At 46.0% G+C, this 14,591-nt stretch carries 11 protein-coding genes and 1 tRNA gene; 6 read left to right on the top strand and 6 right to left on the bottom strand.

Annotated features, from left to right (window positions below):
- Positions 1 to 112 precede the first annotated feature (112 nt).
- A complete protein-coding gene (pelA, locus tag QF049_RS12990; RefSeq protein ID WP_373428241.1) occupies positions 113 to 1,066 on the top strand; it encodes a pectate lyase in 954 nt (317 codons plus the stop codon).
- 173 nt (positions 1,067 to 1,239) lie between these two features.
- A tRNA-Leu gene (locus QF049_RS12985) sits at positions 1,240 to 1,323 on the top strand.
- A gap of 136 nt (positions 1,324 to 1,459) precedes the next feature.
- On the opposite strand, the gene xynC is transcribed toward QF049_RS12985, so the two are convergent.
- Positions 1,460 to 3,154 (bottom strand): glucuronoarabinoxylan endo-1,4-beta-xylanase XynC, encoded by a 1,695-nt coding sequence (xynC, locus tag QF049_RS12980; RefSeq protein ID WP_373428240.1) that lies wholly within the window; start codon positions 3,152 to 3,154, stop codon positions 1,460 to 1,462.
- A gap of 409 nt (positions 3,155 to 3,563) precedes the next feature.
- On the opposite strand from xynC, the gene QF049_RS12975 reads away from it, so the two are divergent.
- Positions 3,564 to 4,403: a divergent polysaccharide deacetylase family protein gene (locus tag QF049_RS12975; protein WP_307537908.1), complete on the top strand. Its 840-nt coding sequence runs from the start codon at positions 3,564 to 3,566 to the stop codon at positions 4,401 to 4,403.
- Here QF049_RS12975 and QF049_RS12970 read toward each other — a convergent pair.
- The gene (locus tag QF049_RS12970) at positions 4,378 to 5,121 is read right to left on the bottom strand and encodes an N-acetylmuramoyl-L-alanine amidase family protein (RefSeq protein ID WP_307537906.1); all 744 of its coding nucleotides are present in this window, start codon (positions 5,119 to 5,121) and stop codon (positions 4,378 to 4,380) included. The genes QF049_RS12975 and QF049_RS12970 overlap by 26 nt on opposite strands.
- Before the next feature lie 193 nt (positions 5,122 to 5,314).
- Here QF049_RS12970 and QF049_RS12965 point away from each other — a divergent pair, with 193 nt between their 5' ends.
- Positions 5,315 to 5,533: a YqzE family protein gene (locus QF049_RS12965; protein ID WP_150364930.1), complete on the top strand. Its 219-nt coding sequence runs from the start codon at positions 5,315 to 5,317 to the stop codon at positions 5,531 to 5,533.
- Between the two features lie 132 nt (positions 5,534 to 5,665).
- On the opposite strand, the gene QF049_RS12960 is transcribed toward QF049_RS12965, so the two are convergent.
- The 3 genes from QF049_RS12960 to QF049_RS12950 all read right to left on the bottom strand — a co-directional run bounded on the left by QF049_RS12960 (position 5,666) and on the right by QF049_RS12950 (position 9,775).
- Entirely contained in the window at positions 5,666 to 6,622 is a 957-nt protein-coding gene (locus QF049_RS12960) for a hypothetical protein (RefSeq protein WP_307537902.1), read from the bottom strand.
- 204 nt (positions 6,623 to 6,826) lie between these two features.
- On the bottom strand, positions 6,827 to 8,008 hold the full coding sequence (locus QF049_RS12955; RefSeq protein WP_307537900.1) for a YqhG family protein: 1,182 nt from the start codon (positions 8,006 to 8,008) through the stop codon (positions 6,827 to 6,829).
- 3 nt (positions 8,009 to 8,011) lie between these two features.
- Positions 8,012 to 9,775 (bottom strand): DEAD/DEAH box helicase, encoded by a 1,764-nt coding sequence (locus QF049_RS12950; RefSeq protein WP_307537898.1) that lies wholly within the window; start codon positions 9,773 to 9,775, stop codon positions 8,012 to 8,014.
- Between the two features lie 487 nt (positions 9,776 to 10,262).
- On the opposite strand from QF049_RS12950, the gene QF049_RS12945 reads away from it, so the two are divergent.
- On the top strand, positions 10,263 to 12,902 hold the full coding sequence (locus QF049_RS12945) for an adenosylcobalamin-dependent ribonucleoside-diphosphate reductase (protein ID WP_307537895.1): 2,640 nt from the start codon (positions 10,263 to 10,265) through the stop codon (positions 12,900 to 12,902).
- Between the two features lie 81 nt (positions 12,903 to 12,983).
- Here the strand turns inward: QF049_RS12945 and catA are convergent, their stop codons facing one another.
- Positions 12,984 to 13,631 carry a type A chloramphenicol O-acetyltransferase gene (catA, locus tag QF049_RS12940; protein ID WP_307537893.1) on the bottom strand — a complete coding sequence of 216 codons (648 nt, stop codon included), beginning with the start codon at positions 13,629 to 13,631 and terminating at the stop codon, positions 12,984 to 12,986.
- 231 nt (positions 13,632 to 13,862) lie between these two features.
- Between catA and QF049_RS12935 the strand changes: the two genes are divergently transcribed.
- The gene (locus QF049_RS12935; protein WP_307537891.1) at positions 13,863 to 14,423 is read left to right on the top strand and encodes a flavin reductase family protein; all 561 of its coding nucleotides are present in this window, start codon (positions 13,863 to 13,865) and stop codon (positions 14,421 to 14,423) included.
- The last annotated feature ends 168 nt before the right edge of the window (positions 14,424 to 14,591 follow it).

Genomic DNA, 14,591 nt, shown 5'->3' with positions numbered 1-14,591 from the left:
TAAAATTGATTTTATTATGCGATAAATACAAATAAAGGAGGTTTGGGGGCGTATATCATAGGTAAAGTAGAAGTGGAAGATTTATAAAAATGAACATAGGAGAGTGTTACATTTGAAAGCGAAGAAAATAATTACTTTTGTCCTGGCATGTACGATGGTGTTCTCAGCAGTTGGAATGGCAGTTCTTCCTGTAGGGACGGTATCTGCTGCGGATGCATCGGGTACTACAGCGAGTATTTCTGATATTTTGAAGAACCAGCTGCCGGATGGAGGTTGGAGAAAAGATTATAAACAGACAAGTGGAGAGTGGGCGAAGTCCACGATTGACAACAAGGCTACATACTCAGAAATTAGAAGATTGGCGAAGGAATTTAAAAAGACAAATGATCCGCGATACTCCACAGCTGCAATCAAAGGAATTAACTTTTTGATCAACATGCAGTATTCAAACGGCGGATGGCCACAAGTTTACCAAAGCTCCGGATATCACAAGCACATTACCTACAATGATGATGCCATGATTAATGTAATGATCATGCTGGATGAAGTAGCAGCACGCAAAGGTGATTTCTCGTTTATCGACAGCACACTTGCTAACCGTAGTAAAAATTCAGTTGCCAAAGGTGTGGAGGCGATTTTGAATACACAAGTCGTTTCAGGTGGTAAGCTGACAGCATGGGGACAACAACATGATTCCAGTTCCCTTAAACCAGCGAGCGCAAGAATCTACGAAGTGCCATCGCTGACAGCTGGAGAGAGTGTAACGATTGTTAAATTTCTGAAAACCAGACCTGCTAACGCTAAAATTACCGCATCCATTAAAGGAGCGGAGGCTTGGTTTAACAAGGTGAAAATTACGGGGTACAAATATGAAAGAGCTAATGGAGATAGTAAAATTATCGCTGATTCCAAAGCTGCACCAATTTGGGCACGCTTCTATGAGATAGGAACGGATAGACCAATCTTTATTGGTCGTGACGGGGTAGTTAAATACAAATTAAGTGATATTGATAAAGAAAGAAGAGGCGGTTACGCATGGTATGGCAACTGGCCTTCCAAGCTGTAATTTGCAGTATGCTTCCGTTTTAATGAACCAAGCTATTAATAGTTAAAGGTAAAACCCGAATCGACATGGACGTCTGGTTCGGGTTTTATTGTTATTATTTTCAGTGTTGACATGATAGATTCCGCATGATATATTATTTCTTGTCGCCGATATTGATCACGGAGATACAATATGCGGTCGTGGCGGAATTGGCAGACGCGCACGGTTCAGGTCCGTGTGGGCTAACCCCCGTGGAGGTTCGAGTCCTCTCGACCGCATCTAATAAAAAGACTCCTTAAGCTAACGCTTAAGGAGTCTTTTTTTGCATTTTTTGATATAACATTAACTTAGATTTGAGTACTTAGTGCTTAGCTGCACGTACAGCAAATGTCTTCCATTAGCCATACGGAACGTTTATTGTGCTGCGGTAACATTAACGCTGTCAATATTCGGTCCTTCGGATCCGGTGGTGACCACTTTCAATGTATTGGTCCCCGTGTTCATGGGGACCTGTATTGTTTTTTCAACCCATGTGGACCAGCTTCCCGTAGCCGGAAAGGGCTCGTTGCTAATGACTTTGGTTCCGTTCACAAAAATGTCGATGTTCCGAGTGCCGCTTTCCAGCGCATAACGAAACTTTACATTTTTGGTGCCTGTAATCGTATTGTTAATGGCGTTCCATTGAATGGCTGAACCAGTCATTGCATTGAAGTTAACATACCCGGAGCCAGTGTAACCTGGGTAGATCGTTTCAATGGTAGCATCCGTAAGAGTTGTTCCGGTCTCGGCTTCATAAGTAGTGCCACTACCTGTATTTCCGCCGTTATTCCCGCCAGTAATGTTGGCAACAAACGTTGTTACGCTTTGAGGTGGGAGCTGTGCCGTGAAGGCTCCATTGGATACGTTAAGCGAGGCCCCGCTTGCCAGGTTGCGACTGCTGTCCGTAATCCATGAGGACACCGTGGAGGCATTACCATTTTGCAGAACGAATTTTTGGCTTGTGGCCGAAGTTCCACGGTTAATTGCTACGACAACGACCTTGTTATCCCCTTTGTAGGCAGAAACAAATGTGTTCGTATCCGGGTTTTTGGTTGCATCCACTCTGAGATAGCCAGGCCGTACAAATTTGGAGAAATGGGCCATATTATACCCGCGTTTGCTTATGGTACCGTCCTCTTTCATCGGACCATACTGTCTGCGGATGTACCACCACACATAGGCCTGGAAATCACCTTCTACCATGGCATTGTGCATGTGATAGGAAACTTCTAGTGCTTCAGGCCAGCGGTCTGCTGAATTGTTGTCACTGTTCGGAACATACACCTCAGTCATCCACAGTTCTTTGCCAGCTCCTTTTTGCTTGAAGAGAGGGTAGGCAAAATTCGAAATCTGAGTTCCGTACGTATGTGCTCCCAGAATGTCCATGTTGGCAAGGGCCTGCGGATCATTCAGGATTGGGTCGGATATGTTCTTTAAGTACTGGAAGGATTCAGGTGCCATGACTTTGGTACCTTGAATGGAACCAGCATTTTCTTTCATGAATCGAAGGATCTCTTGTGGAGTCCACCAGGTCCAGTCATGAGCATAATCCGGTTCATTTTGTACCGAAATGGCATACAGATCTACACCGTTATTTTTCATGTAGGATACAAAGTCGTTCAGATGTTGCGCATATGCGGCATATTTGTCGTATTTCAGACGTTTGGCATTGGTGTCACCATTGCGGTTGAATGTTTCAACCATACTGCTCGGAGGATTCCATGGGGATGCGAATACGATAGCCCCCTTTTCAATAGCCCGTTTGGCTGTGGCAACTTCACGATACCAGTTATTAGAATCTGGATCAACGTAGATCCTGAGAATTGAAAAGCCTAACTGATTCTGGTCGTTACCAAAAGCAGTTTCACGTTGAGCGGGAGTCAGATCACCAATCCAAGCAGGAAGGTTAATGCCCCCAAAGCCCTTAATCAGCTGTTTTTCCGAGGACAAATTAATGTTGGCATCGCTGGCTGCTGACACATTTGTCGGGGTTAACATCAAAGGCAGGGCTGTTAAACAGGCCAAAAGAACATTAATCGTTTTTTTTAGTTTGAATTTCACTACTTTCATCCTCCTCGATAATGGTAAATGGTTACATAGATAAAACGCGACCAGGGATAACAAACAAGAATAGCGGATTGCCTGGCATTTATTTTATGTAAACCCTTTCAAAACCTCCTTCCATAAATCATAGGAAAGAAATGAAGCACATGAATTCTTTCATTTGTTGATTCTACTAAATAATTCCTAGACTGAAAACCTGACAAATTACAGTATTTTTTCTAATTAATCTCTATTTTCTAACTGTTCAATGACAGTTCTTGTCTGAATACAAAGGAGAAAACTGGAATGATGGAGATCTTCGTTTGAAATAGAGGTCTCCAATGGCGGGGATGTCGTTATTAAGGAAGGCTTTGGCTTACATATTCCTGCCTTCATTATCAAACAATGAGATCACAGAAGTTACGGGGAGGGAATCATGATGAAAGTACAGAGAAAGATTTATCGATTAACTGCAGGTATTATGACATTTTTGATTGTGATTTGCGCAGGAATATCAGTAGGAGGGCCAACAGCGGCAGCTTCAGAGTCCACATCGAATCACAATCGGTTAGCGATTATCATCGATGATGTTGGTAATGACATGAAGGGTACGGCCGAGATCCTGGCAATGCCAGTTAAACTAACGGTAGCGGTCATGCCTTTTTTGCCAACAACGAAGAAAGATGCGATAGCTGCACATGAAAAGGGGATGGATGTGATTGTGCACATGCCCATGGAACCCAAGAAAGGACGACCTGAATGGCTGGGCCCGGGTGCAATCACATCCAATCTAACAGATGAAGAAGTCCGCTCACGCGTGGAGAAAGCGATTGATGATGTGCCCCACGCAATTGGCATGAACAATCATATGGGTTCCAAAATTACTTCGGACAAACGCATCATGTCAATTGTGCTCGATGTATGCAAGGAGCGGGGCCTCTTCTTTGTAGACAGCCGTACGAACTTTCGCTCCGTGGTGGGGGAACTGGCCGTATCCAAAAATATGCCACCTGTAGGTAATGACATTTTCCTGGATGATCAAAACTCCAAGCAACTCATTCGCAAGCAACTGGATCTGGCTGCTCAGCGTGCGATCGACAAGAATATCTGTGTTGTCATTGGTCATGTCGGTCATTCGGGGATGAACACATCCGCAGTAATTCGTGAATCCGTCTCCCGTCTGCAAAATCAGGTTCAATTTGTAGGAATCGGTGATCTGGTTCGAGATGTGTGGCAATGGCATTCTGCTCCTACACTACCGACAGGTAATAAATAATGCCATTGGCAATGGACTGGGCGATTCGTTTTTGCTCAGCGGGGTCATTCATTCTGGCTCGATCTGCCGCATTGCTCAAAAATCCGGTTTCAACGATGACGGCAGGTTGCTTCACGTAATTTAATATATAAAAGGGCTTGCCCCATACGACCCCGTGCTCCGTTCCGTACAACTTGTTCATGGCATCCTGAATGGATTGGGCCAGCAAGTAACTCCTGCCTTCCTTCTGGTGCAGTACCACCGGGCCGTGTGCATTCGATCGGGGGCTCCAGTTCGCATGAATGCTGACCACGATATCTGTACTTACTTCTTCGCTAAGGCTTTTACGTTGGGCAAGATCTCTGGTATGACGGGAGCGGCTGTTCAGCCAGCGGTTCTCATCACTAAGTGCATAATCACCAAGTCGATTGATGATAACGGCATAACCTTTGCTGCGAAGCAGGAGATAGACCTTTTGGCTAATGGCCAGGTTGATATCTTTTTCCAGCACTCCTTGGGCTGAGGTACCACCGTCAATACCGCCATGGCCTACGTCGAGCAGGATAACGGGTGCTGCAAAGGCATGATGACTTGAGCGATAAGCATCTCCATCGGTCACCGGAAGCATGGATGGACTGTTCTGGGAAGGGGCTGCTTTTCCATAAGCGACATGAGGCAGCATGAGAAGGCAATGGAAGCTGATTAGCAAGGCTACCGAAGCGGTCAGCAGCTTATACATGAGAATACACACTCCTTCATGAAATAGGTATCGAATGCAGATTAACGACTCGATGGATACCTTTGGCATTAGACTGTGCATTCTGAGGGTTTTCATACTTCTTTCAATAAAAAATGTTTAACCAGTACACATCCTGCACACAATAGAACTATCGTAAACTCCGCGAATGTGCAGGAGCGAAGGAGGCAGAATTATGGCCAAAAGTGATGAGTTGGTAAAATACATTACGCAGCGTGTTGTTCATTATATCGATACGCCGAAGGATGAGCGGAAAGGCCGCACCAAAAGGAAAGAGCCGTGGGCGATGAAGTGGTTTGGTATGATCCCTTTCGCTGTATCCCTGTGGGTGGGGAAAAAGGAAAAAGAATTCGATACAGAGTCTCATAAACGAAGTTCTTCGGGTAAAGGGTGACAATCGCTTACCTATTTCACTAATGTTAAACCAAAAGACGCAATCCCTTAATATAATGGGAAGGCGTCTTATTTGTTGTGGATGTTTATAATTTTAAAGTTATCTGACCGAATCTTAAGAATTTGCTGATGATCAAGGATTTACGATGTAAAAATGACCATCTTGCTGCAATGTGCTCAAAGGGACAAAGCGTTGAATGGATGATTTTCCACCTAGCGCTACATATAGACTGGACTCTGCTTCCTGATCTGTATGCCACAGCTGATAACCGCTAACGGGTAAAGGACCGCCGTATACGATATTACGATCACCCGCTGAGAAAACAATCCCTTGATTCTCCCCGTGTTGTATTACATCTTGTGCCCGGTTGGCAGCAACAGGCTTGGCGGTAATCCACAACAGATTGTCAGCCGGATTAAAGACGGGTCTGAGATAAATTGGATCGACTGAAAAAGATGGCGTTGTGAACAAATCAGTTATGCTGGCAGAGATCTGTTTGGAATCAGCCTCCAGCAGGTTCAGGAACTCTGACGGTAGTACATCTCCGTTCGTAGCATCAATATAAAGTGCAGGATGGTTAGGTTGTTCCACTTTCCAATAAGCCAGCAGGGGAAGAGCATAACCAAGATGAAGCTCTCCTCCGCCAGCAAGTAATGCCTCAAGGTTCACATGTTGTTGATCCAAGGCTTGTCCAAGAAGTTCATTGTTGTATGGTGACTGTTCTCCATGACCATATTCACTAAGCATCAACTGACCCTGCTCTGTGACTGTAATAATCATATATCCGATAGGTTTACCTTCAAACTCAGCTTGTACGAGCCAGCTATGTGTACCTGGCCCCAGAGGGTAGAAGTCCAGTTCGGCGTTCTTCCAATGCATTTCGCCGTCCGCTGTACCAAGTGTAACAGCTTGTTGCTCTGCAAACCGTTGCACAGCAGCGGGAGCAAGCTTTTCATTCTGAATGGCATGATGTTCGGGACTATATTCTCTTGATGATGCGCGGGATAGCGAAGACGTTTTTTGTTCCTCTGCATGGGCTATCGACCAAAAAGAGAATAGGGCAAGACAACTGAACAAGCCCAAGGTCATACAGGTTGTTTTCCGAGCGTTGTGCCAACACGTATGAAAGAATCGTTTCAAATTTACACCTACTTTTCATTTATCCGTTGCCTGAGCGGGTCCTAGTTTCATTCTAGGGGACAGGCTATGCAAAGGTTGCCGCAACCTGTCGGGCAGCTGATCATGAATAAACACTACTTTTGCCAGCATTTGCAGGAAAAGTAGTGTCTTCGTCTATCTTAAGTGAAACATGCCGCTGCTAATGGCAGTCACTTTCACTTTGGGTTCATATTGCCAGATCATCTCGGTCCGGCGTGTCTCGTACTGCAGTTTCATCGCTTCACGATCTATTACCGCCTGTTTGGCTTTCTCTTCTTCGGCATCTGTCTCGGAGTCGACCTGTACTGCGGCCTCTGCCGCCAGTTCTACATCTGCTCCAATGGGTTTAGCGTTAGTTATATCCAGAACTTTTTTCAGTGGTGCAGGTGGTGTGCGGTTAGAATGGATATTCTCCGTGTCTGAGGCTATGTTAACTGGTGATTCTACCTCAGGCGTATCTTCTCGGAGTACCGCCTCATAGTAGGTGTCCAACACGTCCAGCTCCAGATCAAGCCGCTCCTGGGCTTTCTCTGCCCAGCTATAATCAAGTTCCAACAAGCGGTTTGTCAAATGAGATTCCAGAGCAGCTCCGGCATCAAATAACGAAATTTTAGCTGTCTGCACATGCATGTTCTCCGCAAGCCTCGGACTGAGATCACGTCGGTTCAGCTTAGTACCGAATTTTTCTATAATTTCACCCGAGCGAAGGGAGATGCCGAGAAAATGCAATTCCTCCCGTTTCAAATCACAGGCGAATTCCACCTTGAAACAGACACCAAGCCAAGGCTCATATACGGCTGGCGCTGTAGCGCGCAATTGCCGTTTGGCAGCCTGTTCGAACAGGTTTACGAAGGCACCGCCTTCACGGGCAGCGCCGAAAATCTGCTGGAGTCTGCGACTGCCGTACACCACTTCTTCACGCAATATTCGTCCTGGCCCCAGCTGTGGCAGTGATGGCGTAATACCAAAGTAACGGCCTAAAATCGTTTCTTTTGGTGGCTCGCCTTGAGGACTGCCGTTGGTTACGCCATTCGTTTCAGCAGCGTTAGGTGATGCTTGTGCAGCTTTGGCTTCTGCTGCTTCAATGGCCTGCTGATAACTGTCAGGATCAAATATAAATGTAAAGGACATCGTATCAGCGGGTGCTCCGGTTCGTTCCACGAACCCCCAATAATAGGGGCGATTGGTCAACGCTTTGTCCGCCTCAGGCGAGAGTTTGACTGTAACATGGGCAGGGGAACGTTCCATAATCTGACAATCAAGTGCTTCCAGATAGGTGAGAACATATGCCTGCACTTCATGGGGAGACATGGTCATGAGTTAGCTACCTCCTTTGCGAAGATCTAACAACCCGGATACGGCAGGCCCTTCATCGGCAACCTCACGTTGAATGGAGTTCAGCGATTGCCCAAGTGAATCCATTTTGCGGCGAATATCTTCATCGGTTTGTGATTCCAACATGATTTTGTACAAACTTTTCTCAATAGACTCCTTCTTCTCCAACCGTTCCAGAATGACATCCAGCCCGCCGATCACCATCTCAAACATATTGATCTTCTCATGCAGCAGATTCAGAATATGTTCCTCAATCGTTCCAGTCGTGGATAAATTGAAGATGTTCACGTCATTTTGCTGTCCAAGCCGGTGTACCCGACCGATCCGCTGCTCTACCCGCATGGGGTTCCAAGGCAGATCAAAGTTGATCATATGATGGCAAAATTGCAGATTGATGCCTTCACCACCTGCTTCGGTTGCAATCATGGCTTGCACACGCCCGCGGAAGAGATCCATCATCCAGTCTTTTTTGCCTCGATTCATGCCACCCCGATAGGGTACCGCCGTAAGCCCATTGTTGCGGAAATAGTTTAGCAGATACTCCTGCGTGGCCCGGTATTCGGTGAAGATAATTACTTTTTCATTCATGTTCCGAATCAGTTCCATTGTTTTCTCGGCTTTGGTATTTTCCTTGATCGCTTTAATATGGGCAACGAGTTCCCAAATCTTGTCCCGAAGGGGAGAGTCCAGCGGAAGTTTCTTCGACAGATTAACCAGTGTCACGAATACAGCATCCCGACTGCTGCACACTTCACGCTGCAATGTAACAAGGGAGAGCATGCTGCTCAGGTTGCCACCAGCTTCCTGGTACTGGTCTTTGACAAATGAAGTCACACCATCATAAAGCGCTTGTTCTTCGGGCGATAGTTGCAGATTCACGTTGGAGACGTTCCGTTTGGTAAATTGAACGGGGCCTTCGCCACGGCGGTTACGAATCATGACTTTGGATAACTCGTTCTTAAGCTGCTCCTGATTTTTCGGAACTCGTTTGTCTACAACAAAGTTGGCCGCAAAGTCACCCTGACGACCCAGTTGACCGGGCTTCAGCAGGTTGATCAGATTGAACAATTCGCTCATATCGTTCTGCACAGGTGTAGCTGTAAGCAGCAGACAATACTTTTTGCGCAATTTCAGCATGAATTGATAGTTAGTTGTTTTCTTGTTTTTGAGCTTATGAGCCTCGTCAATAATAATCATGTCGTAATCGGTATTCAGCAGCATATCTTTATGCGGGTCACGTTTGGCTGTATCCATGGAAGCAACAACCACTTCATTCTGCCAGGAATAGGCCTTTTTCTGGGCAATGGCAGGGATGCCAAATTTCGAATTCAACTCCCGTACCCATTGGAGCACAAGAGACGCTGGCACGAGAATGAGTACCTTGGATACGAGACCCCGAACCATATATTCTTTCAGAATGAGACCGGCTTCAATGGTTTTGCCAAGACCCACCTCATCGGCGAGAATGGCCCGGCCTGACATTTCAAATAATACTCTGCGAGCAGTGTCCATCTGGTGAGGGAGTGGAGTAAGGCCTTGTAGATGCTTCAAACACTGGATCTCGTCAAAATTGGGAATCAGGTTGGTTTCTTCGGCTTGAATGCCCAGTTGGAAGAGTCGATAATCCCCCCAAGGACCTCCTTTATCCAGTCGTGATTCCAATTGATTAATCCAGCTTCGATCAAATTCCAACGGAACGGGCAGCTCGGCTACAGGTTGATTGGTGTGGTGCGGGTTTTTCCGGTTCATGGTGCTTCCTCCCCTGCCATACGTGATGACGTTTTATTCGTAGGTAATAGTATGGACGAATGAGAGTCAGTTCATAACTATGTGGGTTCAAATAAGGAATATTTACACTTGTCACTCCGATGACAGATTAACCTACCGATCGCTGTTATCCCCAGATTTTTTTGATTCCCTTCTCCAATGGGGAAAACCCGGGGATAGCGTATGCTTTCGATGCAGCTTTCTTTCAGAAAGCTTTTAGGCGAACGCTTCGCTTTTCAGGTTTTTTCTGTCCCAAAAAATTCAAAGATTTTGTATGCGTGAGTCTGAGGGTGTGTGAAGAAGCTTGTCCGAGAATGGGGAGTCTATGAGGATGGACTATGATAAAAGTCGCATGGAAAATCAATATATGGTGTATTATACTGGATTTAAATCACTATATGTGGTGTTTCATCATAATTTATTCTTATAGTGAAAATGGAGCTTGAATCCGGGGAGGTTGAACGTAGCGATGAAATCGAACCAACGATCGTACCAATTAGAAGGACTCAGCGAAAAAATATTTCTGGACCGATACGCCTGGAAGGACGCTGATTCGAATCATGCCAAGGTCGGAGATGTGGTACTCGTATTAACGAAGGATGATCCCAAGTTCCCAACCAAGGAAGTGGGCGAAATCATAGAACGTCAGGATCAGCTTGTACAGGTAAGAACTCGAAGCGGAGAGATGATCGAGACAAACGTGGAGAAATTGACACTCAACATAGAAAAAACACCGGAAGAGATGTGGGACCGTCTTGCCAAAGCGATGGCTTCTGTCGAATCCACAGCCGATCAGCGGGCAACGTGGGAGTCCAAGTTCCGCTCTGTGTTGGAAGATTGGAAGTTAGTACCCGGAGGACGCATTGCTGCGGGCGCGGGGGCAAGCGATGAGCTGACACTTTTCAATTGTTATGTCATTCCGTCTCCACAGGACAGTCGGGGTGGCATCATGAAGACTTTGACCGAGATGACGGAGATTATGGCACGTGGGGGAGGCGTGGGTATTAATCTGTCCTCTTTGCGTCCTCGCCGAGCGGTGGTGAAAGGTGTCAACGGATCATCCAGCGGTTCCGTATCGTGGGGCGGATTGTTCAGTTATACGACTGGACTGATTGAACAGGGCGGAAGCCGCCGGGGTGCGCTTATGCTCATGATGAATGACTGGCATCCGGATGTGCTTGATTTTATTACCGTGAAACAAACGATGGGGCAGGTGACCAATGCTAATCTGTCTGTATGTGTGAGCAACGCATTTATGGAGGCTGTCAAGCAGGACGGAGATTGGGATTTGGTTTTCCCCGATACGAACGATCCAGACTACGACACCGAGTGGAACGGGGATATGCAGAAGTGGAAAGCCGCAGGTCATTCGGTGGTGCACTATCGTACGCTGAAAGCTCGTGAAATCTGGCATACCATTATTGAATCAGCCTGGAAATCGGCAGAGCCTGGTGTGGTATTCATGGAGTACTACAACCAGATGTCCAACAGCTGGTACTTTAACCCGATCATCTGTACTAATCCTTGCGGTGAACAAGGTCTGCCTGGCTGGGGGGTATGTAATCTGTCTGCGATCAATCTGTCCAAATTCTATGATGAAACGAATCATGATGTGGCATGGGATGAACTGGCGGAAACCACTCGTATCTCGGCTAGATTTTTGGACAATGTCATCGATGCAACACCATATCATTTTGAGGAAAATAGACTGAATCAGCAGCGTGAACGCCGGGTTGGGCTTGGCACCATGGGACTGGCAGAGCTGATGATTAAGCTGCGTATCCGATACGGCAGTCCTGAATCCCTTATTTTTCTGGATAAACTGTATGGATTCATGGCGAAAGAGGCCTATCTGGCATCGGCAGAGATTGCAGCAGAGAAGGGAGCTTTCCCAGCTTTCGAAGCTGAACCGTACTTACAGAGTGGATTCATGAAAAACATGGTTGCAACGTACCCTGAAGTGGGAGAGGCCATTCGTAAACAGGGCATTCGAAATGTCACGCTGATCACTCAGGCGCCAACGGGAAGTACTGGTACGATGGTGGGCACATCCACAGGTATTGAGCCGTATTTCGCCTTCAAGTATTTCCGTCAAAGCCGTCTAGGTTATGATGAACAGTTCGTACCCATTGCGCAAGATTGGCTGGATGAACATCCGGGTGAAGCTTTACCAGACTATTATGTGACGGCGATGGATCTGTCGGCTGAGAATCACATCCGGGTGCAGGCTGCGATCCAGCAATGGGTGGATAGCTCCATCTCGAAGACGGCCAACTGTCCGGCTGATTTTACGGTGGAGGATACGGCTGAGCTGTACGAACTGGCCTTCGACCTTGGCTGTAAGGGAGTAACGATATATCGCGACGGCAGCAGGGATGTGCAGGTGTTGTCCACGTCGAAGAAGGAAGAGGCCAAGACCGAAGATGAAAACACGGGGGAAGCAGGAGAGAAGACTGCCGTATCTGCAATAGATAACCCGAATAATATTGGAGGGCAGGCAGGTGTTGGATCTTTCAGTAGCGAGGTTGATGTTGAGACTCTTTCTTCTGATCAAGCCCCTTCTTCTGCTACAGTGCTGGATAAACAATACAGAAGCCGTCCTCAAGTACTGCGCGGTGCAACATACAAAATCAATACGCCATTCGGGATGGCTTACATTACGATCAACGATCTGGAGGGAACGCCGGGTGAGATCTTCCTGAACGTGGGCAAAGCGGGATCGGACGTGTTTGCCATGGCTGAGGCACTCGGTCGAGTGTGCTCTCTGTTCCTTCGATACGGAGATCATGGGCACAAGGTTGAACTCTTGATCAAACATCTCAAGGGAATCGGCGGTTCGGGAGCGATTGGCTTCGGAGCCAACAGGGTTGAATCGATTGCTGATGCAGTCGCCAAAGCATTGGAAAGTCATGTACAGAGCAACGCTCAGGAGAACGAAACTGGAGTAACAAAAGAACAGAACCAAGTGAAGAGCGTATATCCACAAGTGGAGGATCAGAAAACCTTTACCGAATCGAGAGATTTATGTCCTTCATGCGGCTCGGCATCCCTGATGAATGTGGAAGGTTGCAAAACATGCAGCAACTGTGGGTACAGTAAGTGCAATTAAATACCTTTTGAAAAAAGAGAAAAAGAAAGGCACTCCTGACTCCATTACGAAGTCAGGAATGCCTTTTTGTCATTTAGCTAACTAACACCAATCCTGGCATCGATCTGCAAGTGATTGCAATTCATTAAATAAAACGCCAGCATGGTAGCCGTCGCACACAGCGTGATGTAACTGAACGGATAAGGGAAGATATACTTGATCGTTTTGTTGAACATATTTCCCCATCGTGAAAATAGGTAACAAGTAGGTTCCCTCATTGTAAATATTCAGATTAAATCCAGTAAAGTTCACCCAGGGAATGCTGGAAACGGGAAATGTATTTGGCGGTTCATTGGGTTTGGCAACAAATTGTTTGTGATCTTTGTAATTCTTCATATCTTCCAGATAACGAATGTGGAATGTCTCGAAATCTTCATGGAATGTCGTCCAGATCGTTGAGAAACTCTTGTCGTCCTCATGGAAAATCGTATAACTCGGAGACATTTCGTCCCAGTAGCCCAATCTCCCCTCGGCATCAAAACAGGTTCGGAATTCCCTGTGTGCATTGACGACCGTAGAGATCATATGAATAAGAGCGGGATAGAACTTCAATCCTTTAAGCTTCAGTTCGTTGATCAATAGAGTGATATCCAGATTAGCAGTTATGCTGTAAGTACATCTGACCTGATTCAAGTAGTGGTCAAAGTATGGCTTTCGATCCCACTGATCTAACACGATTGAATTAAACATAAGTTATAACCTCCTAAATTTGAATATTGCCTTCATTTAGGAGGTATATTTGACTGATTTGACCATATCCTATCACATTCCCAGTATCGTATTTTTAGAAATTGACCATCTCAGTATAACATGATACTGAATGTGTCGCTTATAGCGAAATCCTCTGCAAAACGCTTTTTCAACCAGATTTTTTACTTTATAATTAAAGTTGTGTTTATAACGAAGAAGAGAGGGGATTAGATGCGTCAGCCGATAGAAGAACCCATATTTTATTCTTATCCTGGAATGGTAGCGGTGGTGACTTCACGTCATGAGGGAGTTCAGAATGTGATGGCGTCCGGATGGCATACATACATCGGATCATCACCAGGCGTATATGGCATCTCCCTTCGTAAGGAAACATACTCCTATGAACTCATTGAGAAGAGCGGCGTATTCGGTGTTCATTTCCTGCCAGGTCATCGATCGGAGTGGATTCAAGCTGCAGGAACGTTCAGTGGAAGAGCTACGGATAAATTCACAAGATTCGGCATTCCATATGAGGAAGGAATCAAGGTAAGTGTACCCATTTTGACAGACGCTTATTTTGCTTATGAATGCAAGGTTATGGAGATTACGACATATGGTGACCATGAATGGATTGCAGGCGAAGTGTTGCAGCGATATCAGGATCAGAAGTATTTTCTGGAGAATGGAATGGTTGATCTGGAGAAGTTACAAATCCCAATGTATACAGGGCGTTCAACATACCGGATCATGGATGCGAGAACAGAAGAAAAGATTCACCCGTTCCACCTCTAGGGTCCTAGGCAAGAAGAAGCAATTATGAGCAAAACTTTCAATCCGGTCTGACATAGGTTTATAATGGATATTGGCTGCTGAGCAAGTCGGCAGCCTTTTGTTATGGATTCAATTGTTTCAATCGATGTATGCGTGGGTATGCTGGTTTGCGCAAGCGGGACAGGTAAT

The sequence above is a fragment of the Paenibacillus sp. W4I10 genome (assembly GCF_030816325.1).
In the GTDB taxonomy this organism is placed as follows: domain Bacteria; phylum Bacillota; class Bacilli; order Paenibacillales; family Paenibacillaceae; genus Paenibacillus; species Paenibacillus amylolyticus_B.
Note: the sequence above shows the minus strand (reverse complement) of the source record. Positions and strands in the feature narration are given on the sequence as shown.

Coding starts and splice junctions, on each gene's coding strand:
- QF049_RS12935 (WP_307537891.1), top strand. CDS start 13,863: ATGCGTCAGCCGATAGAAGAACCCATATTTTATTCTTATCCTGGAATG.
- QF049_RS12950 (WP_307537898.1), bottom strand. CDS start 9,775: ATGAACCGGAAAAACCCGCACCACACCAATCAACCTGTAGCCGAGCTG.
- catA (WP_307537893.1), bottom strand. CDS start 13,631: ATGTTTAATTCAATCGTGTTAGATCAGTGGGATCGAAAGCCATACTTT.
- QF049_RS12965 (WP_150364930.1), top strand. CDS start 5,315: ATGGCCAAAAGTGATGAGTTGGTAAAATACATTACGCAGCGTGTTGTT.
- QF049_RS12955 (WP_307537900.1), bottom strand. CDS start 8,008: ATGACCATGTCTCCCCATGAAGTGCAGGCATATGTTCTCACCTATCTG.
- QF049_RS12970 (WP_307537906.1), bottom strand. CDS start 5,121: ATGTATAAGCTGCTGACCGCTTCGGTAGCCTTGCTAATCAGCTTCCAT.
- QF049_RS12975 (WP_307537908.1), top strand. CDS start 3,564: ATGATGAAAGTACAGAGAAAGATTTATCGATTAACTGCAGGTATTATG.
- xynC (WP_373428240.1), bottom strand. CDS start 3,154: ATGAAAGTAGTGAAATTCAAACTAAAAAAAACGATTAATGTTCTTTTG.
- QF049_RS12960 (WP_307537902.1), bottom strand. CDS start 6,622: ATGACCTTGGGCTTGTTCAGTTGTCTTGCCCTATTCTCTTTTTGGTCG.
- QF049_RS12945 (WP_307537895.1), top strand. CDS start 10,263: ATGAAATCGAACCAACGATCGTACCAATTAGAAGGACTCAGCGAAAAA.